The 22,661-nt window shown below is 59.8% G+C and carries 17 protein-coding genes and 1 tRNA gene; 13 read left to right on the plus strand and 5 right to left on the minus strand.

What is annotated here, in order from left to right; genetic code table 11:
• Positions 1–142: 142 nt before the first annotated feature.
• The 5 genes from glgA to glgB all read right to left on the minus strand — a co-directional run bounded on the left by glgA (position 143) and on the right by glgB (position 9,530).
• Complete coding sequence (glgA, locus tag ACESUZ_RS08785) at positions 143–2,272, minus strand: glycogen synthase GlgA (protein WP_373199641.1); 2,130 nt, start codon at positions 2,270–2,272, stop codon at positions 143–145.
• Between the two features lie 90 nt (positions 2,273–2,362).
• Complete coding sequence (gene glgD, locus ACESUZ_RS08790) at positions 2,363–3,490, minus strand: glucose-1-phosphate adenylyltransferase subunit GlgD (protein WP_138112505.1); 1,128 nt, start codon at positions 3,488–3,490, stop codon at positions 2,363–2,365.
• Positions 3,491–3,494: 4 nt separating this feature from the next.
• Complete coding sequence (locus tag ACESUZ_RS08795) at positions 3,495–4,643, minus strand: glucose-1-phosphate adenylyltransferase (RefSeq protein WP_006233920.1); 1,149 nt, start codon at positions 4,641–4,643, stop codon at positions 3,495–3,497.
• A gap of 104 nt (positions 4,644–4,747) precedes the next feature.
• Complete coding sequence (locus ACESUZ_RS08800; protein WP_373199643.1) at positions 4,748–7,174, minus strand: glycogen/starch/alpha-glucan phosphorylase; 2,427 nt, start codon at positions 7,172–7,174, stop codon at positions 4,748–4,750.
• A gap of 94 nt (positions 7,175–7,268) precedes the next feature.
• Positions 7,269–9,530: a 1,4-alpha-glucan branching protein GlgB gene (gene glgB, locus ACESUZ_RS08805; protein WP_373199662.1), complete on the minus strand. Its 2,262-nt coding sequence runs from the start codon at positions 9,528–9,530 to the stop codon at positions 7,269–7,271.
• 331 nt (positions 9,531–9,861) lie between these two features.
• On the opposite strand from glgB, the gene ACESUZ_RS08810 reads away from it, so the two are divergent.
• The 13 genes from ACESUZ_RS08810 to ACESUZ_RS08870 all read left to right on the plus strand — a co-directional run bounded on the left by ACESUZ_RS08810 (position 9,862) and on the right by ACESUZ_RS08870 (position 22,590).
• Entirely contained in the window at positions 9,862–10,551 is a 690-nt protein-coding gene (locus ACESUZ_RS08810; RefSeq protein ID WP_227790392.1) for an HAD family hydrolase, read from the plus strand.
• 8 nt (positions 10,552–10,559) lie between these two features.
• Positions 10,560–11,201 carry a thiamine diphosphokinase gene (locus tag ACESUZ_RS08815; RefSeq protein WP_373199644.1) on the plus strand — a complete coding sequence of 214 codons (642 nt, stop codon included), beginning with the start codon at positions 10,560–10,562 and terminating at the stop codon, positions 11,199–11,201.
• A gap of 158 nt (positions 11,202–11,359) precedes the next feature.
• Positions 11,360–11,435: transfer RNA gene (locus ACESUZ_RS08820), tRNA-Ala, on the plus strand.
• A gap of 766 nt (positions 11,436–12,201) precedes the next feature.
• Positions 12,202–12,753 carry a transcription termination/antitermination NusG family protein gene (locus ACESUZ_RS08825; RefSeq protein WP_373199646.1) on the plus strand — a complete coding sequence of 184 codons (552 nt, stop codon included), beginning with the start codon at positions 12,202–12,204 and terminating at the stop codon, positions 12,751–12,753.
• 129 nt (positions 12,754–12,882) lie between these two features.
• Complete coding sequence (locus tag ACESUZ_RS08830) at positions 12,883–13,569, plus strand: sugar transferase (RefSeq protein ID WP_373199647.1); 687 nt, start codon at positions 12,883–12,885, stop codon at positions 13,567–13,569.
• Positions 13,569–14,735, plus strand: coding sequence for a beta 1-4 rhamnosyltransferase Cps2T (gene cps2T, locus ACESUZ_RS08835; RefSeq protein ID WP_373199649.1), 1,167 nt, complete (start codon positions 13,569–13,571; stop codon positions 14,733–14,735). Before ACESUZ_RS08830 ends, cps2T begins: the two co-directional genes overlap by 1 nt.
• A gap of 3 nt (positions 14,736–14,738) precedes the next feature.
• Positions 14,739–15,638 (plus strand): glucose-1-phosphate thymidylyltransferase RfbA, encoded by a 900-nt coding sequence (gene rfbA, locus ACESUZ_RS08840; RefSeq protein WP_373199650.1) that lies wholly within the window; start codon positions 14,739–14,741, stop codon positions 15,636–15,638.
• Between the two features lie 12 nt (positions 15,639–15,650).
• Positions 15,651–16,670, plus strand: coding sequence for a dTDP-glucose 4,6-dehydratase (rfbB, locus tag ACESUZ_RS08845; RefSeq protein WP_373199652.1), 1,020 nt, complete (start codon positions 15,651–15,653; stop codon positions 16,668–16,670).
• A gap of 12 nt (positions 16,671–16,682) precedes the next feature.
• Positions 16,683–18,164: a sugar nucleotide-binding protein gene (locus ACESUZ_RS08850; RefSeq protein WP_373199653.1), complete on the plus strand. Its 1,482-nt coding sequence runs from the start codon at positions 16,683–16,685 to the stop codon at positions 18,162–18,164.
• Positions 18,161–19,273 carry a glycosyltransferase gene (locus tag ACESUZ_RS08855; RefSeq protein ID WP_148346688.1) on the plus strand — a complete coding sequence of 371 codons (1,113 nt, stop codon included), beginning with the start codon at positions 18,161–18,163 and terminating at the stop codon, positions 19,271–19,273. Before ACESUZ_RS08850 ends, ACESUZ_RS08855 begins: the two co-directional genes overlap by 4 nt.
• A 1-nt stretch (position 19,274) precedes the next feature.
• Positions 19,275–20,408 carry a non-hydrolyzing UDP-N-acetylglucosamine 2-epimerase gene (gene wecB, locus ACESUZ_RS08860; protein WP_373199655.1) on the plus strand — a complete coding sequence of 378 codons (1,134 nt, stop codon included), beginning with the start codon at positions 19,275–19,277 and terminating at the stop codon, positions 20,406–20,408.
• The gene (locus ACESUZ_RS08865) at positions 20,405–21,742 is read left to right on the plus strand and encodes a glycosyltransferase WbsX family protein (protein ID WP_373199658.1); all 1,338 of its coding nucleotides are present in this window, start codon (positions 20,405–20,407) and stop codon (positions 21,740–21,742) included. The genes wecB and ACESUZ_RS08865 overlap by 4 nt, the downstream gene beginning before the upstream one ends.
• Positions 21,739–22,590 (plus strand): hypothetical protein, encoded by an 852-nt coding sequence (locus tag ACESUZ_RS08870; protein WP_373199660.1) that lies wholly within the window; start codon positions 21,739–21,741, stop codon positions 22,588–22,590. The genes ACESUZ_RS08865 and ACESUZ_RS08870 overlap by 4 nt, the downstream gene beginning before the upstream one ends.
• The last annotated feature ends 71 nt before the right edge of the window (positions 22,591–22,661 follow it).

Here is a 22,661-nt window from a genome sequence, read left to right on the forward strand (position 1 = left end):
ACCGTGTTCCAGATTCTAGGACGCCGGGCCGACTCGCTTCGGATGGGGCTCTACACCAACTTTCTCGACACTACCAACCAATAAGAGGGCGCCTGGTTGGGACGCCCTCTTTTGCTTTAAGGATTAAGTTTAATCGTCCGGATTAGCGGCGCTTGCGGGTGGCAGTTGCCTTGCGGACGGAGGTCTTCTTGGTCGGGGCCTTTTCCTCGACTGGAGTGGCGGGGGAGACCGGGGCCTCCTTGGCGGGCTTGGGCTTGGCCTTTACCTCGGCCTTGGGCTCGTCTTTGGCGGCAGCAGGCTTGACCTCGGCGGCCTTCGGCGCCGGCTTGGCCTTTACTGCGGGCTTGGCCTCGGCCTTAGCCTCCGCCTTTGGAGCAGCAGCCTTGGTCGTGGTCTTTTTGGCCGTCGTCGCAGTGCGCTTGCGCGTGGTGGTCTTGGCGGCCGGCTTGGCTTCGACGACGGTCTCAGCCTTTACCTCGGGAGCAGCCTCGGCTTCGGCGGCCTTCTTGGCAGCTGCTGTGGTGCGCTTGCGCGTGGTCGTTGTCTTGGCAGCGGTGGTCTTTGTTGCCGCCGCCTTGGTCGCAGTAGCCTTCTTAGCGGTCGTCTTGCGGGTCGTGGTCTTCTTAGCTGCAGGCTTTGCAGCGGGCTTCACCTCGGCCTCTGCCTCAGGAGCAACCTCAGCCTTCACCTCAGTCTCGGCCTTTGCGGGCTCAGCCTCAATCGGCTTCTCCTCGGCCTTGGACTCCTCAACGGCCACCGGCTCAGCTGCAGCCTCAGGCTCGTTGACAACCGCCGCCGGCCTCTCAATCTCCGGATGCATAAAGAAGTACAGGTCCAGATACTTGTCGGCCGAGCGCGTCCAGCTAAAGTCCTGACTCATGGCCTGCGTGACCAGCTGATCCCAGGCCTCGCGGTTGTCCCAGAACAGGCGTGCCGCGCGGAACACGGCGTCGCCCATCTCGTCGCCGTTAAAGTTACTAAACGAGAAGCCCGTGCCCTCGCCGGTAAACTCATTGTACGGGATCACGGTGTCCTTTAGGCCGCCGGTCTCGCGCACGATGGGCAGGGTGCCGTAGCGCATGGCGATGATCTGCGACAGACCGCAGGGCTCAAACTTCGAAGGCATCAGGAACATGTCGGCGGCAGCATACATGCGCTGCGACAGTGCCGGATCGAACTCGATGCGAGCCGCCATGGTGCCGGGGTACTTGTCCTGGAAGTAGCGCAGGCCGTCCTCGTAGTCGCGGTCGCCGGTGCCCAGCACCGCCACCTGCACGCCGCCGGCCAGGATGCGGTCGAGCGCGTACATGACCAGGTCTAGGCCCTTCTGGCGCGTCAGACGCGTGACCATCACCATGAGCGGACGGTCGTCGCGAACCTCGAGCCCCAGCTCTTCCTGCAGCTTGGCCTTGCATACGGCCTTGCCGGAACGGTCCTCCACGGTGTAGTTGGCGGCAATGCGCTTGTCGGTCGCCGGGTCAAAGCCCGCGACGTCGATGCCATTCAAAATGCCCTGCAGCGCGTACGAACGCTCGCGCAGAACGCCGTCCAGGCCCTCGCCAAATTCGGGCGTCTGGATCTCGTTGGCATAGGTGGGGCTCACCGTAGTGATGGCATCGGCATAGCGCAGGGCGCCCAGCATGTAGTTAATGCTGCAGGCGTCGCAACGCAGCTGCGAAGCGGCCGCCGGAATGTGCGCCACGCCCAGGATGTCCTCCATCACGGTGTCGCTAAACTGGCCCTGGAACGCCACGTTGTGGATCGAGAAGACGGTCTTTACACGGTCGTACAGCGGCAGGCCCTGGTAGAACTCGCGCAAAAACACGGGCGCCAGCGCCGTCTGCCAGTCATTGCAGTGCAGGATGTCACACTCAAAGCCGGCCGGCAGGTGCTGCAGGCTCTCGGTGATGGCCTTGGAGAAGAACGCAAAACGCTCGCCGTCGTCAAAGAAGCCGTACGGATAGTCGCGCGCAAAGTAGCGCTCGTTGTCGATGAACATATAGATGACGCCGTCGTGCTCGAGCTTCTCGAGTCCGCAGTACTCATTGCGCCAGCCCAGGCTAACGTAAAAGTCGGAGAAGTGCTCCATCTGCGCCTTGTACTCGTCCTTGATGGTGGCGTACTTGGGCACCATCACGATGACTTCGGCGCCGGCGCGCACAAGCGCCGCAGGCAGCGAGCCCGCTACGTCGCCCAGGCCACCGGTCTTAACAAACGGTGCGCACTCGGCCGAGGCAAACACGATCTGCATCTTTTTGCTGGAATCAGCCATATTGTCTCCCATGTTGCAATTCGAGAATAGCCGCCTGGCGCAAACCGGGCGGCTATTCTACATGTTACGAGCGATGTTGCGGTGCCAACGTTAACGTACGATGGTGGTATCGGAAGTTAACGGAGCCTTGCCCAGCACCAGGATGTTCTCGGGCGTGCCGCGAAGCTCGGTGTTGGTGGGAACCACGTTGTTCTTGTCCAGGATGGCGTTCTCAACGCGGGCGCCGCTCTTGATGATGCAGCTCTGGTTGATGATCGAGTTGGTCACCGAGGCGCCTTCCTCAACCACAACGCCGCGCGACAGGATCGAATTGCGCACGGTGCCCTTGATGATGCAGCCGGCCGAGATGATCGAGTTGCAAGCGTGGCTGCCGGTCGCATAGCGCGAAGGCGGCACGTCGTGAGCCTTGGTCAGGATCGGGCGCTCAGGATCGAAGAGCTGGTCGGCCACGGTCTGGTCGAGCAGGTCCATGCTGCGGCGATACAGCGACTTCTCGCTAAACACGCCCACGACCTCGCCCTTATACTCGTAGCTGCACACGTCGATGTTGCCAAAGTCGCCCTGGAGTGCCTCGAGCAGGTCCAGATAGTCGGCGGCCTGGTAGTGGTCGATAATCTCGAGCAGCGTCTCGCGGTTGACGATGCAGCAGTCCATAGAGGCGTTGTCGCCGTACACGACGCCGGCGCTCACGCCCGTCAGGCGGCCGTTCTCGTTAATCTCGAGTTTGGTCTCGTCATCGACGTTATGCGTGGCCTTGCAGTACACCACGGTCATCTGGGCACCGGAGTTCTCGTGCGCGTCGATGATGGTGTTGAGGTCCATGTTAAAGATAATGTTGGTGCCCATCATCACAACATAGGGCTTGTCCGAGCGCTGGAACAGCGTCTTGTTGGAGATAATGTCGCGCAGCAAGAAACGCATGCCGCCCTTGGTGGTGCCATACGCGTTGCCGGGCACCATGAACAGGCCGCCCTTCTTGCGGTCCAGGCCCCAGTCCTTGCCCGAGCCCACGTGGTCGATCAGTGAGCGGTAGTTGCCCGGCATGACTACGCCGACGGTCTTAATGCCGGCATTCATCATGTTGGACAGCGGGAAGTCGATCAGGCGGTAGCGGCCCAAAAACGGAACGGACGCGATGGGGCGGTCCTTGAGCAGCACGCTGCCGTAGGTCGAAGAGTAGTTAGCGGTGATATAACCGATGGCCTTACGATTGATCATCGGATCATTCCCCCTTCCCGATAACGACGTCATTTCCAACGACGGCCGTATCCTTGGTAGTATCGACAGAGCCGAGCTTCACGCCCTCTTCGACCGTGGAGTTCTCGCCCAGAATAGCGCGGCAGATGTGCGCGCCGCTCTTAACGTGCGCACCCGGCAGCAGCACGGAGTCCTCGACCACGGCGCGCTCCTCGATGATGACATCGGTCGAAAGGATCGAGTGGCGAGCGGTGCCGTAAATCTTGCAGCCGTTGGAGACCAGGCAGTCATCCAGGCGGCCGTCCGGGCCAATGTAGTGCGGCGGACGCGTGGTGATGTTGGACATGATGGGGAAGTGCTTGTCGAACAGATCGAACTCGGGGTTGTTGCCCAGCAGGTCCATCGAGGTCTCGTGGAAGCTGGCGATGGTGCCGACGTCCTTCCAAAAGCCGTGGAACTCGTAGCTGTACAGGCGCTTGCCCTCGCCGAGCAGCTTGGGGATGATGTCCTTGCCAAAGTCGTGGCTCGAGCGCTGGTCCAGAGCGTCCTCCTCGAGCGCCTCGATCAGCACATCGGCCGAGAAGATGTAGATGCCCATGGATGCGAGATTCGAATCGGGCTTATCGGGCTTCTCGGTGAACTTGGTGATGCGGCCGTCCTCGGGGTCGGTGGTCAGGATGCCAAAGCGGCTGGCCTCCTCCCACGGCACGGGCATAACGCTCACCGTGAGGTCGGCATTGTTCTCAATGTGCGTCTTGAGCATCTTGCGGTAGTCCATGCGATACAGGTGATCGCCCGAAAGAATCAGGACGTACTTGGGGTCGTTGGCCTTGATGTAGTCGAGGTTCTGCGTGATGGCGTCGGCCGTGCCCGCATACCAGGCGCCGCCGGTCTGCGTCTCGTACGGCGGCAGGATCGACACGCCGCCGTCGCGGCTGTCCAGATCCCATGCCTCGCCGGAGCCCACGTAGGCATGCAGCAGGTAGGGGCGATACTGCGTCAGAACGCCCACCGTGTCGATGCCCGAGTTGGAGCAGTTGGAGAGCGAAAAGTCGATAATGCGGAACTTGCCACCAAAGCTAACCGCCGGCTTAGCGATCTTTTGGGTGAGTGCCCCCAATCGGCTGCCCTGTCCTCCTGCGAGGAGCATCGCGATGCATTCTTTCTTACTCATCGATTTCTCCTTCTGTCATCGATGTTCCTAACCCATTAGCGACGGGCGCGGCGCACTGTCACGCCCGTCGAGTAATGCCGTGCGGCAAAGGGAGCTCGCGGCCTTTAAGCGTGCCAGATCTCGTCGCGGTACTCGCGAATGGTGCGATCGCTCGAGAACCAGCCGCTCGAGGCGGTGTTGAGCAGTGCCTTGCGGTTCCAGGTCTCCTGGTCACCGTAGCTGTTCGTGAGCTTCTCCCAGGCGTCGACGTAGCTGCGGAAATCGGCCATGACCAGGTCGGGGTCGTTGTTGTTCATGAGCTCGTTATAGATGCTCTCAAAGTTGCCCGAAAGGCCGGCAAACGTGTTGTCCTTGAGCTCGTCCATCACGCGGCCCAGGCGCTCGCGGTCGCCGTTGAGGGTATCCCACGCAAAGTAGCTGTTAGATGCCCAGAGTTGCTCGACCTCGGGGGCGGTCAGGCCAAAGATGGCCTCGTTCTCGCGACCGGCAAGGTCGGCGATCTCGATGTTGGCGCCGTCGAGGGTACCCAGCGTAATGGCGCCGTTCATCATGAGCTTCATGTTGGACGTGCCCGAGGCCTCCTTACCGGCCGTGGAGATCTGCTCCGAGATCTCGGCGGCGGGGTAGATGAGCTGGGCGTTGCTCACGCGGAAGTTGGGGATAAAGCAGACCTTCATGACCTCGTTGACGCGGGCGTCGTTGTTGATGACGTCGGCCACGGAGTTAATGAGGCGGATGGTCTCCTTGGCGAAGGTGTAGCTCGAGGCTGCCTTGCCGCTAAAGATGAAGGTCGTCGGCGTCACATGGAAGTTGGGGTCGGCGATGCGACGGTTGTAGATGTCCATCACCTTCATGATGTTCATGAGCTGGCGCTTGTAGGCGTGGAAGCGCTTCACCTGAACATCGAAGACGGTGTTGGGATCGATAACCAGACCGGTCTCGGCCTTAACGTAGGCGGCCAGACGCTCCTTGTTGGCGCGCTTGGAGGCACCCACGGCCTTGAGGAACTCGGTGTCGTTCTGGAACTCCTTGAGCTTCTCAAGCTCAAAGGCATCCTTGAGCCAACCGTCGCCAATGGCCTCGGTCACGAGCTTGGCGTAGGTGGGGTTGGCCTCGGCAAAGAAGCGACGGTGCGAGATGCCGTTGGTCTTGTTGTTGAACTTCTCGGGCGTCAGGGCGTAGAAGTCCTTGAGTACGATGTTCTTGATGATGTCGGAGTGGATCTTTGCCACGCCGTTGACGCTGTGGCTGCAGATCACGGACAGGTTGGCCATGCGGATCTCGCCGTCCCACAGAATGGCGGTCTGGCGCAGACGCTCCTGCCAGCCCTCCTGCGTGGTGTCGAACGACTCGTGCCAGCGGCGGCTGATCTCGTCGATGATCTGGTACACGCGGGGGAGGAGCTTGGAGAACGTGCCGATGGGCCACTTCTCCAGGGCCTCGGGCAGGATGGTGTGGTTGGTGTAGCTCACGACCTGCGTCACGATGTTCCAGGCATCGTCCCACTCGAGCTTCTTCTCGTCGATGAGGATACGCATGAGCTCGGGGCCGCACATGGCGGGATGCGTATCGTTGGTGTGGATGGCCACAAACTGCGGCAGCAGCTCCCAGTTCGCGCCGTGCTCCTTCTCAAAGGTGTCGAGCAGGCTGTAGATACCGGCCGAGACAAACAGGTACTCCTGCTTCAGGCGCAGCAGACGGCCGTGCTCGCCGGCGTCGTTGGGGTAGAGGATGGCGCTGATGGCCTCGGCCTCGGCGCGCTCGGCATCGGCCAGGGCGTAGTCACCGCGGTTGAAGGCCTCCAGATCGAAGTGCTCCTCGACCGGCTCGGCGGCCCAGACGCGCAGCTTGTTGACGGTCTCGCCGGCATAGCCTACAACGGGGATGTCATAAGGAACGGCCAGGATGTCCTGCGTGTCCACCGTACGGTAGAACGTGCGGCCGTTCTCCTCAAAGCCCTCGACGCGGCCACCAAACTTAATGGTCACGGCCTTGTCCTGACGACGGACCTCCCAGGGATAGCCGTGGGTGAGCCACTCGTCGGTGGCCTCGACCTGGCTGCCGTTGACGATCTCCTGCTTAAATAGGCCGTAGCGGTAGCGCATGCCGTTGCCGTAGCCGGCAATGCCCTCGGCTGCCATGGAATCCAGGAAGCATGCGGCCAGACGGCCCAGTCCGCCGTTACCCAGAGCCGGATCGGGCTCCTGGTTCTCGATGACGGATAGATCAAAGCCCATGTCGTCGAGCGCCTCGGCGACCATGTCGCGCACGCCAAAGTTGAGCAGGTAGTTGTCGAGCAGGCGGCCGATCAAAAACTCGATCGAGAAGTAGTACACGCGCTTTTTGCCCTCGGCGGTGACGCGGGCGTCACTCTTGGTGGCAACGGTGCGCGCCTTCTCGGCCACGAGCTTGGCCAGGGCGTTAAAGCGGTCGAGGTCGCTGGCGGCCTCGACGCTCTTGCCGCTGATGCTCATGACGGCATCGCGATAGAGCTCGGTAAACTCCTGCTTGTTGTCGAAGATCTTATTCATACGTTCCTTTCCCCCGGGGATGTTTCTCCCGGAACGGTTATGACTTGTATCCTACGCCTCGTCGGGGCGGTTATTTACAGTGGTAACGCCTTTGTTACGCTTTCTTAGCAGGAGCCTTAACGGCAGCTGCCTTAGCCTTGGGAGCGGCCTTTTTGGTGGCTGCCTTTTTGGCCGTGGTGGACTTGGCCGAAGCCTTGGCAGCGGGCTTGGTAGCCTTCGCCTTAGCTGGAACCTTCTTAGCAGCCGCGGCCTTGGGCTTTACCGAGGACGAGCGCTTACGCGTCGCCTTCTTGGGCTCCTCAACCACGGGCGGCTTGTAGCTGCTGGGGCCGCGGCGCTTAAGCACCACACCTGCCAGGCCGGGCACCTTAATCTCAATGGAGTCCATCTGCCCGTTCCAGGGATAGGGCTCGCTCGAGCAGGTGTAGGGTTCCTCGCCGGCATAGCCGCTGCCACCGAACTCTGGACGGTCGGAATCAAAGATGACCTCCCAGTCGCCCTCGCGCGGCACGCCCACGCGGAAGCTCTCGTAGCTCGCCGGGTCAAAGTTGATCAGGATCGCCAGGTCGTCGTCGATGTCCTCGCCCTGGCGCACAAAGCTCACGATGGACTGCTTGGAGTTGTCCGCGTCGATCCACGTAAAGCCGTCGTCGGTGTAGCCGCGCTCGTACAGGGCGGGCTCGGCGGTGTACAGGTGGTTGAGCGCCTTGATAAACGCCTGATGATGACGGTGGGTCTCGTACTCCTCGGTCAGGAACCACTGGATGGACTCGTAGTAGCGCCACTCAATAAACTGGCCGATCTCGTTGCCCATAAAGTTGAGCTTGGCGCCGGGGTGCGTCATCTGGTAGAAAGCCAGCGTGCGCAGGCCGGCAAACTGGCGCCACCAGTCGCCCGGCATGCGGCCGATCAGCGAGCACTTGCCGTGCACGACCTCGTCGTGGCTCAGCGGGCAAATGAAGTTCTCGGTAAAGGCGTACATGATGGAGAACGTGAGCAGCCCGTGGTTGCCGGGGCGCCACGGAAAATCGGTCTGCATGTAGTGCAGGGTGTCGTTCATCCAGCCCATGTCCCACTTATAGTGGAAGCCTAGGCCGCCGTCCTGCGGCGGATAGGTCACGAGCGGCCACGCGGTGGACTCCTCGGCCATCATCATTACGTCGGGGTAGTGCGCCTCCACGGCGCAGTTGACCTGGCGGATAAAAGCGCTGGCGTCTAGGTCCTCCTCGGTACCGTACTTGTTGAACTTCTTTTGGCCGGGATCGTCGATGCCAAAGTTGAGGTACAGCATGCTGGACACGCCGTCCATGCGAATGCCGTCAACGTGGAAGTTCTCGAGCCAGTACAGCACGTTGGAGACCAGGAAGGAGCGGACCTCGCCACGGGCAAAATCGAACTTGTGCGTGCCCCAGTTGGGGTGAATCTCGTGCTCAAACAGCATGTGGCCGTTAAAGGTGGCAAGGCCGTGGGAGTCGGCGCAAAAACCACCGGGCACCCAGTCCATGATCACGCCAATGCCCGCCTCGTGGCACGCATCGATAAAGTGCATGAGCTGCTGCGGGTTGCCGTAGCGCGACGTGGCGGCATAGTAGCCGGTCGTTTGGTAGCCCCAGGAGCCATCGAAGGGATGCTCCATGAGCGGCATGACCTCGATATGCGTGTAGCCCATGTCGCGCACGTAGTCCACGAGCTCCACCGACAGGTCGTCGTAGGTGTAGAACTCGCCGCGCTGCGCGGGGAAGGGATCCATGGGGCCGGGGTAGTTACCGAACTCATCCGGCTCGCCCTGCGGCGCATCGCCGTGGCGCTTCCACGAGCCAATATGCACCTCGTAGATGTTGAGCGGCTGCGACATGTGGTTGTGGCCGGCGCGGCGCTTGAGCCACGCTGCATCGTTCCACTGGTATCCATCGAGGGTCCACAGCACGCTGGCGGTACCCGGAGGGCACTCGGCCTTAAAGGCATACGGATCGGCCTTATAGAGCTTTTCGCCCTCGTTGGTCTCGATGAGATATTTATAGAGCTGGCCCTGCTCGGCACCAGGAATAAAGCCTTCCCAGATAGCGCTCGTATGCACGGGCACCAGAGGGTTGGCTTCCTCATCCCAGTCGTTAAATTCGCCAATGACATGCACGCTCTTTACATCGGGCGCCCAAACGCAAAAGCGCCAGCCGCGCGTACGGTTCTGCGTGTCGGGGTGCGCGCCCATCTTTTCCCAGCTGCGCTCCCACGTGCCGATGCCAAATAGATAGACATCGTCCTTGGTGAGCTCCGGTGCGTGCGGGGCGGCTTTACGGGTTGCGGGCTTTTTAGCCGTTGGCTTTAGCTTTGTATCGCTCACGTTTGATCCCATCATGACGCGGCAGCGTGTTGCCTTGGTGACTAGATGCGAAAGGTCCAAGGCTGCACGAATCGAAGGGACGGCGATAGTTCTATGATTCGTTCCACCTCGCGTGCTCGGTGGAACTTTCGGCAGAAACTACGATAACACCTGTGCGTTAGTTTTATGGACGAAAGCGGATTTGCGGGGGCGTTTAATCGGTAAGCGACATGTTTATACCACTGGCAGAATTGCCGTGGTAAAACTCTTGACAGTTTTACCAATTTGGGTTTCAAAATTGTTAGGCTGACGTTTGGTAAAACGTTTTTAGCAGGATGTTTACCATTTGATATCGAAAGGTTCGTTTATGTCCCGTACCGCCGCTCCCAGGGTTGCTTTTATTTTCGATTGCGATGGCACGCTGGTTAATAGCACCCCCGTTTGGGCCTATGCCCAGCCCGAGTTATTGCATCGCCACGGGATTGACGTGACCGTGGATGATTTTGCCCAATTTGAGCACCTGTCGCTGGAGGACGAGTGCCAGGCCTACCACGACACGTGGGGCATTGGTGCGAATGGCGAGGAGCTGTATCGCGAGCTGGGTGAGATTTTGATTGATGGGTACTCCAAGGTGCCGCCTCGCGAGGGGCTCCTGACATTTTTGCAGCAGGCGAAGGCGGCGGGCATTTCCATGTGTGTGGCTACGTCCACGCCGGCCGAGCTTGTTAAGTCTGCGCTTGCGGGGGCTGGGCTAGACGCGTACATGGAGTTTGTTACCACGACGGGTGAAGCAGGACGCTCCAAGCAGTTCCCCGATGTGTACGAGCTGGCGCTGCGCCGCCTGGAGGAGCGCCATGGGTACAAGTTTGAGCGCGCATGGGTGTTTGAGGACGCCGTCTTTGGCCTAAAGAGCTCTGGGACCGCCGGCTTTAAGCGCGTGGGCATCTATGACCCGCATGGCCGCATGAAGCGCGACGATGTTCGCGCCAACTGCGATATCTTTATCGACAGCTATGAGGACCTGGATCTGGCCCGCGTGCTTTCGTTTGAGGGATAGGCGAGGCTGTGGCTTGCAAGGTATTAGTGGTCTGCGGCTCGCCCGTGGTGGCGAGCGCGGATCTGTTGCATAGGCTAGCAGGGGAGTGCGGCCACGTTGTCGCCGTGGACCGCGGGCTCGACGCGCTGCTGGGCGCCGGCCTGAGCTGTGACGTGTATGTGGGGGATGCCGACACGGTGAGCGACGCTGGTCGTGCGTTGGTCGATGCCGCCACCGACTTTGAAGTTGAGCGCCACGACCCGTACAAGGACTATACCGATCTGGCGCTGGCGCTCGATTCCGTCCGTCGTCGCTGGCCGGGTGCCGAAGTAGTTGCGACTTGCGCTACGGGCGGCCGTCCGGACATGGCGCTTTCCGTACTGGGCCTGCTCGCAGGCTACGATGACGCCCCTGTCTGGATTGCTGAAGATGAGACCACGGCCCGCATCTTGCACGCAGGCGAATCGTGGACCATCGAAAGCGCCGAAGGCAAGACGTTCTCTATCATAGCCATTGCTCCCAAAACCGAGGTAAGCGAACACGGCCTAGAATGGGAGCTAGACCACAGCCCCCTGGGCCTGTTGGCCGACACGGGCATCTCTAACGTCGTCAGGTCAACAGCCACGATCCAAGTCCTCGCCGGCACCGCCATCGCTTATCTCTACAAGTAAGGTCTATCGCATCAGGGTTTTATCGGGACGGTGGATAGAAATAAGCGCTCGAAGAGTGATTATTTCTGCCCCGTCCCAGGAAAACCCGTAAGTAAAAGATTCAACCAAAAAGGTCCTTGCATCAAAGAAAGTCTTCCCCTATAGTACTGCCTCGTCACGGGGGCGTAGCTCAGCTGGGAGAGCGCTTGACTGGCAGTCAAGAGGTCAGGGGTTCGATCCCCCTCGTCTCCACCATCGTGAATGCAAAGGCCTTCGGTATTCCGAAGGCCTTTTTCATGCCAAAACACCTCGCGCCGCAAACCTCACCTACGCCAACAAAAAGTTGCACAATTTATTTCCCATGTCTGTACATAGTTTGTTAGCCAAACGCGATTATCAGTGCAGATCGCCGTTCCATTTGGGTTTCAGGAACGCTCCCAATTATTGCCAGCACCCCAATAACCTGCGTCCACATGAACAACATCCCAAAACAACCCCCTTAAGCACGTCAAATGAACGATATGTTGTCCAACGCAGCCTAAATCAGTTTCACAAACAGCTTGTGCTAGAATATCTAACGTTACATGAGTTCAACTGTGCTCACGGCTCCAGCAAGCCACAAAGCGCAGGGTCGATCAGCATCCGGCCGTAACGGCGGTGCCAGAAACACCACGAGCTCCAATAAAGAAGTCATGCGACGTTATTTATTTGCATTGACGTAATTACAAAATGCATTTAGTAGCTTGCATGCCAAAACGTAGCAGTCCTTCAGCTGTTTGCGTGCGGTCCAGTTTTGTACCCGCTTGACTGGTCCGCACGCAGTCAGCTGGAGTCGCGGTCATTTTGCGATACACGTCCGCGACTCTAGCAACTGCTTCTATACATACCGTTCACGGTGGGGCAGAGCCACGTGCTTGTCTGACTGGGCTCAGGGTTTGAATATGGAGCGCCTTCGCGCAAAAGCGCCCTGGCGAAGCCATACCCAAACCCCGTGAGCCACACGTAAGACAGCAAGGGGGTGGTGTTCGTGTTGTATGTGATCCAGGTCATTAACGGTCGCGAAGACGTAATGCGCGAGCGCATCGAGCGCATGGTTCCGACGAGCACCATGCAGGAGCTCTTTTATTCCCAATTTCAAACCGAGATCAAAGTACACGGCGAATGGGTCAAAACGACCAAGCCGCTCTTTCCCGGTTATCTTATCTGCGATACGGCAGATCCCCGTACCGTGCAACAGTATCTGATGCGTATGGACGACTTTGCCCGGGTGCTTTCCCAGGACGGTCAGTTTGTGCCGCTGGCAAAAGAAGAGGTCCAGCTTATTTGCGGCTTTACGCACAGGGGAGACCGCGTAGTGCCCATGAGCGAGGCCCTAAAAGACGGTGACCAGGTCATAGTGACGGCAGGTCCACTGTTGGGCCACGAAGGCCTTATCAAAACCATTAACAGACGCAAGAGCACTGCTTATTTGGAGCTCGACCTGTGCGGTCGACGCGTAACTACGCGCGTTGGCCTTGCCGTGCTTTCGGCCGAGCAGCGCGTCATGCGCAACCTTAAAAAGGCGATCGCCTAGTTGCAGGCGATCGCTACACAGAACAGGGAGGATCCCCGACCCGGGGACGAAGTCTTGGAAGAAAACGTGTCGGATAAAACTCAATTTACAACGGATGCGCCCGTGGGGGCCGCACTGATTACTCAGGCCATGGACCAACGTGAGGGTGCTGGCCGCTACAAGGCCATGCAATCCATCATGGACTGGGATCGCTCGCGCCTAGCCTACCGGGCCGTCAAGCGCGCATTCGACATCGCGTTTAGCGGCTGCGTGCTGGCCGTCATCGCCGTACCCAGCCTTGTGCTTGCCGCGGCCATCCGCCTTGAGAGCGAGGGCAACCCCTTCTACAGCCAGATCCGCGTGGGCCAGACCCACCGCGATGGCAGCCTGTCCACCTTCCGCATGTGGAAGTTCCGCTCCATGTACAAGGACGCCGACGAGCGCCTGGCAGATCTCAAGGAGCAGAACGAGATCGCCGGTGCCATGTTCAAGATGAAAGAGGACCCGCGCGTCACCAGGATCGGCAAGTTCATCCGCAAGCACTCCATTGACGAGTTCCCACAGTTCCTGAACGTGTTTCTGGGTCAGATGTCCGTCGTCGGCCCGCGCCCGCCGCTGCCGAATGAGGTAGCTGAGTACACCGAGTACGACCTGCAGAGGCTAGCAGTGAAACCAGGTATTACGGGGCTCTGGCAGGTTACGGAGCGCAACTCCACCGGTTTCGACGGCATGGTCCGCCGGGACCTCGAATACATAGCCAAGCGCGGAGTCATCACGGACTTCAAGATCATCCTCCTAACGGTTTTGGAGGTCTTTAACGGGAGCGATGCGTACTAATGCAGCATGTTTTCATCATCGGATCCAAGGGAATTCCGGCAAACTACGGCGGCTACGAGACGTTCGTGGAGAAACTGACCGAGAATCAGGTATTGCCCGACATCAAGTACCACGTGGCGTGCGCTGTGGACTCCGCCGAGGAGGTCGGCGAGTTCGAGCACAACGGAGCGCATTGCTTCAAGGTACTACGCAGGCCCGTCGGAGCCGCTAGGGCGATTTTTTACGACATAGACGCCCTCAAGTGGTGCACCGCCTATATCGAGAATAACCGTGTCGAGCACCCCATCGTCTACGTGCTGGCCTGTCGCATCGGACCGTTTTTCGGAAAGTACGTAAAGAGGATCCACGCCCTTGGTGGCAAGGTCTTCGTGAACCCCGACGGCCACGAGTGGAAGCGCGCCAAGTGGAGCGCGCCCGTCCGCAGGTACTGGAAAGTCTCGGAGCGCGGGATGGTCAAGCACGCCGACTTGATGGTGTGCGACTCCAAGAACATCGAGAAGTACATTCGAGGGGAGTATGCCGACCTGCACCCCGAGACGACCTTCATCGCCTACGGGGCCGACATCAGGCGCTCCGCGCTCGCGGATGACGACCCCAAGTTCACTGGATGGCTCTCCGAGAAGGGCCTCGAGCCCTTCGGCTACTACCTGGTCGTGGGACGCTTCGTGCCTGAGAACAACTACGAGACCATGATCCGGGAGTTCATGGCTTCCGACTCCAAGCGGGATTTCGCGCTCGTGACGGGAGTGGACGGCTCCTTCCTCGCGGAGCTCGAGCGGAAGACGCACTTCAAGTCCGACCCGCGCATCAAGTTCGTCGGAACCGTCTACGACCAGGAGCTCCTGAAGAAGATCCGTGAGCAGGCTTACGGCTACTTCCACGGCCATGAGGTCGGGGGTACCAATCCGAGCCTCCTGGAGGCGCTGGCGTCCACGCGCCTCAACCTCCTTCTCGACGTCGGTTTCAACCGCGAGGTCGCTGAGGGCTCGGCCCTGTATTGGAGCAAGGAATCCGGAGACTTGGCTGAACTTATCAATAGCGCCGACGTGATGGATTGGAAGTCGATCGAGGAGCTCGATACGGCATCGACCTCCGTTATCCGCGACCGGTATTCGTGGCGGTCCATCACTGACAGCTACGAAGACCTTTTCCTCGGAAGGAGATAACCAGTGAAAGGCATCATCCTCGCCGGCGGGTCCGGCACCCGCCTATACCCGCTCACGCTCGTGACCTCCAAGCAGCTGCTGCCGGTCTACGACAAGCCCATGATCTACTACCCGCTCAGCACCCTCATGCTGGCGGGCATCCGGGACATCCTGGTCATCTCCACGCCGACCGACCTGCCCAACTTCGAGCGCCTGCTCGGGGACGGCTCGCGCTACGGCGTGAACCTCTCCTACGCCGAGCAGCCCTCGCCGGACGGCCTGGCGCAGGCCTTCACCATCGGCGAGGAGTTCATCGCCGGCGAGCCGTGTGCCCTGGTGCTCGGCGACAACATCTTCTACGGCAACGGCCTGTCGCGCCACCTGACGCGCGCCGTCCAGAACGCTGAGTCGGGCCGCGCCACGGTCTTCGGCTACCACGTGGACGACCCCGAGCGCTTCGGCGTCGTGGAGTTCGACGGCGAGGGGAGGGCCGTCTCCATCGAGGAGAAGCCCGAGCGCCCCAAGAGCTCCTACGCCGTCACCGGCCTGTACTTCTACCCGGGCGACGTCGCCGCCAAGGCGCATGGGGTCGAGCCCTCGGCCCGCGGCGAGCTGGAGATCACCACGCTCAACCAGATGTACCTGGAGGAGGGGACGCTGTCCGTGGTGACCCTGGGCCGCGGCTACGCGTGGCTGGACACCGGCACCATGGAGAGCCTGCACGAGGCCGCGGAGTTCGTCCGCGCCGTCGAGCACTCCCAGGACCTGCCGGTCTCGGTCCCCGAGGAGATCGCCTGGGAGAACGGCTGGATCACGACCGCCGAGCTCGAGGAGGCCGCCGAGGCCTACGGCAAGTCGGTCTACGGGCGGCACCTGAAGAAGGTCGCCGCCGGCGAGATCGTCAACAGCCCGCGCGAGTACTAGGAGGAACCCCTCATGTCTGAGATCTTTGAACCTAAGAACATCATCGTCACGGGAGGCTGCGGCTTCATCGGCAGTAACTTCGTGCACTATGTGGTCAACAACCACCCCGACGTGCACGTGACCGTCCTGGACAAGCTGACCTACGCCGGCAACCCCGAGAACATCGCGGGGCTGCCGTCGGACCGCGTGGAGCTCGTCGTGGGCGACATCTGCGACGCGGGGCTGCTGGACCGCATCGTCCCGGGCCACGACGCGATCGTGCACTACGCGGCCGAGAGCCACAACGACAACTCCATCGCCGACCCGGAGCCCTTCCTGCGCACGAACGTCGAGGGCACCTTCCGACTTCTGGAGGCCGTCCGCAAGCACGGCGTCCGCTACCACCACGTCTCCACCGACGAGGTCTACGGCGACCTCGCGCTCGACGACCCGGCCAAGTTCACCGAGGAGACGCCGTACAGGCCGTCCTCGCCGTACAGCTCGACCAAGGCCAGCTCCGACATGCTCGTGCGCGCCTGGACCCGCACCTACGGCCTGCGCACGACTATCTCCAACTGCTCCAACAACTACGGCCCCTACCAGCACGTGGAGAAGTTCATCCCCAGGCAGATAACGAACATCATCGACGGCGTCCGCCCCAAGCTCTACGGGAAGGGCGAGAACGTCCGCGACTGGATCCACACCGAGGACCACTCCTCGGCCGTCTGGGACATCCTCACCAAGGGCCGCATGGGGGAGACCTACCTCATCGGCGCCGACGGCGAGAAGAACAACATCACGGTCCTGCGCATGATCCTGGAGGCGATGGGACGCGACCCCGAGGACTTCGACTGGGTCGCCGACCGCCCCGGCCACGACCGCCGCTACGCCATCGACAGCACGAAACTCCAGCGCGAGCTCGGCTGGAGGCCGGCGCACACCGACTTCGCCGGGGGGCTCAAGGCCACCATCGACTGGTACGTCGCCAACGAGTCCTGGTGGCGCCCGGCCAAGGAGGCCACCGAGGCCAGGTACAGGGCACAGGGCCAGTAGGAGGGGAGACACATGGCAGACATCGCATTCGAGAAGGACCTCTCCGTGGCGGAGACCGGCATCGGGGGCCTGAAGGTCGTCGACCTGGCCGTCCACGGCGACTCCCGCGGCTGGTTCAAGGAGAACTGGCAGCGCGCCAAGATGTGCGCCCTGGGCATCCCGGACCTCCGCGTCGTCCAGAACAACATCTCCTACAACGACAGCCGCGGCGTCACCCGCGGCATCCACGCCGAGCCCTGGGACAAGTTCATCTCCGTGGCCCGCGGCAGCGTCTTCGGCGCCTGGGTGGACCTGCGCGAGGGCAGCGCCACCTACGGCAAGGTCTACACGACCGTGCTCGACCCCTCGAAGGCCATCTACGTGCCGCGCGGCGTGGGCAACTCCTTCCAGGCCCTGGAGGACGGCACCGCCTACACCTACCTGGTGGACGCCCACTGGTCGCTGGAGCTCAAGAGGACCTACACCTTCGTTAACCTCGCCGACCCCGAGCTCGCCATCGAGTGGCCCATCCCGCTGGACCAGGCCACGGTCTCCGAGGCCGACCTCAACCACCCGTATCTTAAGGACGTCATCCCCATGGCGCCCAGGCGCACCCTCGTCACCGGCTGCGACGGCCAGCTGGGCCACGCGGTGCGCGCGCTCGCCGAGGAGCGCGGCGTGGCCAAGGACTTCGACTTCTGCGACATCGACACCTTCGACATGTCCGACCCCGACGCCTACGCGCAGTACGACTGGTCGCTCTACGGCACGGTCATCAACTGCGGCGCCTACACCGCCGTGGATAAAGCGGAGACCCCCGAGGGGCGCGCCACCGCATGGAAGGCCAACGCGACCGGCCCCGCCCTCCTCGCCCGCACCTGCGCCGGGCACGGCATCACGCTCGTGCACGTGTCCTCCGACTACGTCTTCGACGGCACCGCCGAGGTGCATGGCGAGGACGAGCCCCTCAGCCCGCTGTCCGTCTACGGCCAGACCAAGGCCGCCGGCGACATCGCCGTGGCCGGCTGCCCGCGCCACTACATCATGCGCAGCTCCTGGGTCATCGGCGAGGGACACAACTTCGTGAAGACGATGAAGGCGCTCTCCGACCGCGTCGCCGACCCGGAGGACGGGCTCACGCAGGTCACGGTCGTGGACGACCAGCTGGGCCGCCTGACCTTCACGCGCGACATGGCCGAGGCCATCTTCCACGTGCTGGGGACGCACGCCCCCTACGGCACCTACGACTGCACGGGCTCCGGCGCCGTCAAGTCCTGGGCCGACATCGCCCGCGCCGTCTTCGAGGCGGCCAACGGCAACGGCGAGAAGGTCTTGCCGGTATCGACCGCCGACTACTACGCGAACGCCGAGGGCCCCATCGCCCCGCGCCCGGTCCACTCCGCTCTCGACCTGTCCAGGCTCGGGTCGGTCGGCTTCCACATGCCCGACTGGAAGGATGAGCTCGAAGAATACCTGTTTGGCTCTTCTGAAAAAGCAAATATGGAGCAGCTGTGAAAGTACTGATGCAGACCCGCCAAAACGTTTTTGATCTAGCGGGCGGTGACACGACACAACTTGTAAAGACGAAGGAGGCCCTTGAATCAAAGGGTATTGATGTCGACCTGTCCTTGGACTTGCGACCCGATGTTTCTGGATACGATGTGGTCCACTTGTTCAACCTCACGCGGGTCCAGGAAACTTTCATCCAGTCGAAAAACGCCAAGGAGGCCGGAAAGCCTGTCGTGCTCTCCACGATTTACTGGCCGACTGACAGCTTCGAAAAAAGCGCAGCAAACGGCCTGAGAGGTTTTTTGGGAAAACATCTTAGCGTCGATGGAATGGAGCGCCTCAAGGCCTTCGGAAAGTACGTCTTGCGCGGGGAGCGCAGCGAGGGTGCACGCTACCTTATGACACATAGCTTCCAAAAGATGCAGCTCGAGATATTGGACAACTGCGATGTGTTCCTGCCGAATGCAAAGACCGAGATGGACCAGATAGCGGCTCATCTCGGCTTTCGCACCGACAACTATGTGGTCGTCCCCAACGCCGTCGACGTCGCGAGCATTAAGGCCGCGAAAGAGGTTGAATCAACAGGATACGAGCGATTCAGTGGATGGATTGTTTGCATCGGCCGCATCGACATTCGCAAGAACCAGCTCAACCTAATCAAGGCGGTGGAGGGGTCGGATTACAAGGTCGTCTTTGTGGGAAAGAAGTCTCCCGGGCATATCGAGTATGCGAACAAGGTTGTGTCGGAGATAGAAGCCAATCCGAACATGGAATGGATCGAGCAAATTCCCAACGAAGACATCTACAAGCTGTGCCGCGAGTGCCGTGTGAGCGTGTTGCCTAGTTGGTTCGAGACGCCGGGCCTCGTGAGTCTGGAGGCAGCCGCTATGGGGTGCAATATCGTGGTATCTCCCAAAGGAACGACGCGGGATTATTTCGGTGACAGCGCGTTTTATTGCGATGTCAGCAGCCCTTCCTCCATCAGGGCTGCGCTGGATGAGGCTTACGCCGTCAATTACGACGAGGTTTTCGGCCGAAAGGTAATTACGGAATACACGTGGGAGAAGGCTGCTGAGAAAACTCTCGACGGCTATCAACTTGCTTTGAAAGGCTGATATGAAAAAAGTTATGCTCGTCTTCGGCACTCGCCCGGAGGCCATTAAGATGTGCCCGCTCGTGAACGAGCTGAGGGCGCGCCCCGACGAGTTCGACACGGTTGTGACGGTCACCGGTCAGCACCGTGAGATGCTGGACCAGGTGCTTCGCGTGTTCGACGTCAAACCCTCCTACGACCTGGCCGTCATGAAGCCGGGACAGACTCTGTTCGACGTTACGTGCGACGTGCTGCTCAAGCTCAAGGCGGTCCTCGAGGACGAGAAGCCCGATGTCGTGCTCGTACACGGCGATACCACGACCAGCTTCGCCGCTACGCTCGCGTGCTTCTACCTGCAGATCCCTGTGGGCCACGTTGAGGCGGGCCTGCGCACGCACGACATCTTCAGCCCCTGGCCGGAGGAGTTCAACCGTCAGGCGGTCGACATCGTGAGCGAGTACTATTTCGCCCCCACTGAGGCCAGCAAGAAGAACCTTCTGGACGAGGGCAAGCCGGAGTCGAAGATCTGGGTCACCGGCAACACGGGAATCGACGCCCTTCGCACCACCGTTCGCGATGGCTATACCCACCCCGAGCTCGAGTGGGCGGAGGGCTCCCGCCTCATCCTCATCACGGCGCACCGTCGCGAGAACCTGGGCGAGCCCATGCACCGCATGTTTCGCGCCATCCGCCGCGTGATGGAGGAGTACCCCGACACCAAGGCGATCTACCCCATCCACATGAACCCGCTCGTCCGCAAGGCGGCGCACGAGGAGCTTGACGGCTTCGACCGGCTGCATATCATCGACCCGCTCGAGGTTCTCGACTTCCACACCTTCATGGCCGTCAGCCACATCATCCTCACCGACTCGGGCGGCATCCAGGAGGAGGCCCCGAGCCTGGGCAAGCCCGTGCTCGTCATGCGCGACACCACCGAGCGTCCAGAGGGCGTGGCAGCAGGCACGCTGAAGCTCGTCGGCACCGAGGAGGAGGCCATCTACCGCGAGTTCAGTAGGCTTCTTTGCGACGACGAGGAGTACGTCGCCATGTCCCGCGCCTCCAATCCCTACGGCGACGGACATGCGAGCGAGCGGATCGCGGAAGCTTTGGGTCGTTCTTCTCTCGAGGCTGGAATACGTGATGGTGAATGTCGATGAATCTTTTTAACTGCGGACAAATCAACGAGAAGCTTAAAGGTTTGTTTTGGAAACTCCCGTTGAGCGCTGAATTTAAAGAAAACCTCAGAGTCAGGCGTTATGAGCGTATTCTCGAACGCGAAGCGGCGGCCGATGCGGGCTCCTTGCGTATTGTGGCTGATAATGACCTTTTGAGTTCTTACGCCGAGTATGTCCTAGAAAGTTATGATGCGCGTGCCGAGGGCTACGTCGGCTATCGAAGGCATGATGAGGCTAAGTCGGACGTGCTGTTGGTGGCATATTATTTGACGCAATTCCACCCCAATGCTCAAAATGACTCCTGGTGGGGACGAGGAACCACTGAGTGGAACAATGTTTGCAAGGCCGTCCCTCAGTTCACGGGGCATTATCAGCCAAGGAAGCCCGGCGAGCTCGGCTATTACGATTTGCGCTTGAAATGCAATATGCAAAGGCAGATTGAGCTTGCGAAGAATTATGGCGTAGGAGCTTTCTGTTTTTACTACTACTGGTTCGATGGTGGTCAGAGACTTCTCGAAGGACCTTTAGATATGTTTCTGGATGACTCAAACCTTGACATGCCTTTCTTTTATTGCTGGGCGAATGAAAACTGGACAAAGCGATTCAGCGGTACGAGCAACGATGTCTTGATGGAGATCACCCAGAGTTCCGAGAACTACACCGCCTTCATGAGGGATGTTGTCCATGATTTCAGCGATGAGCGATATCTCCGAATAGACGGCAAGCCCGTCCTATCCGTGTATCGCCCATCGCTTATTCGAGATCCGGAGCATGTGATTTCTGAGTGGCGCCGCATTTGTAAGGACGAATGCGGCTCAGAGCCCTATCTTATTGCCGTACAAGAGCGTGATACCAACATTGATTGGTCGGCAGTTGGCTTTGATGCCGAGAGCGAGTTCCAACCCAAGCAGGTGCAGCACAACTGTCGCAACATAACCAAACAGGTGCGTCCGTTGCGCGATGATTTCGGCGGCACCGTCTACGACTATGCGGATTTGGTCGAGAATAAGCGATATGCGACTTGGAGCCGCGATAAGAAGGTCTATCCCGCCGTTATGCCCATGTGGGACAACACTGCCCGAAGGAATCACAGAGGAACGATTTTTCACGGGAGCACGCCTGAGCTATATGGACGATGGCTTGCGGACACGATTGACGAGGTGCGCCGTAGGCGCGACTTAGACAAGAAGGTGGTCTTTCTAAACGCTTGGAACGAGTGGGGAGAAGGTGCCTACCTGGAACCTGATTCACTGTGGGGGTATGCATATCTTGATGCGACATTGCGGGCCATCATGCAGGATGGGCCGAACGAATGAAAAAGAAGAAACTGTTCATTGCCATAACGCTTTCGAACTATCTTATTGACCGTACGGGTACGCCGAAGGTCGTTATGAGTCATCAGGTTGCTGCCAATGACGCTGGCATCAAGTATGTTGCCTTATTTCCCATTGGCGGTTCTTCTAAATTTGCAAAGAGGCTTTTCAGCAACTCATTCGGTGTGATATGCGATGGTAAGTTCGCAGGAGTTTTCAGCCTTGAAGCTTTCTTGGCTAGGGTAGGACGTTTGCTCGATGGCGAGTATGAACTGGGATGCATTTACATTCATCACTTCATGGGATGGAACCTTGAATCGATTGATGGCATAGTATCTTCGTATCCTAAGGTCCAGCTGGTCGTATATGCGCATGACTACTACCTGTGCTGCACAAACTATAATTTGATACAGGATAGTACACAATTATGCGGATCTGCTAGATTGGGCGACGCACAATGCGTGGGATGTGCCTATTACGCTGACAGCATTATTCGTGAAGATTGCATCTGGAGGCTTCTGCACAACGAGCTTCATCGCATAGTATTTGCTTGCCCTTCAAGCGTTGTCGAAAGAATGCTGCAATCTTTCCATCCGGAAGCAAAGGGGCATTGCACGGTAATTCCACATCAAAGATACGTCGGGATTTATCTTGACAACAAGGAGATGCTTCCTCCCAATCATGCGATCAAAGTTGCATATCTTGGGAAACAACAGTCTATAAAAGGCTGGGACTGTTGGTGTCGCCTTGTTGACGCGTTTCGTGGCCAGGGAAAATATGAATTCGTTGTGTTCAACAACGAGACGAAGCCTTTACCTAGCGGAATGAGACGGGTCTTCGTCGAAGGTTGATTTCCGATCTCAGCCGAACACATTGAGCTGATGGCTCGCTCCCGCAGTTAGCCGAACGCCCCCGCGGCCCC

It is taken from the genome of Collinsella aerofaciens ATCC 25986 (genome assembly GCF_964239575.1).
In the GTDB taxonomy this organism is placed as follows: domain Bacteria; phylum Actinomycetota; class Coriobacteriia; order Coriobacteriales; family Coriobacteriaceae; genus Collinsella; species Collinsella aerofaciens_BQ.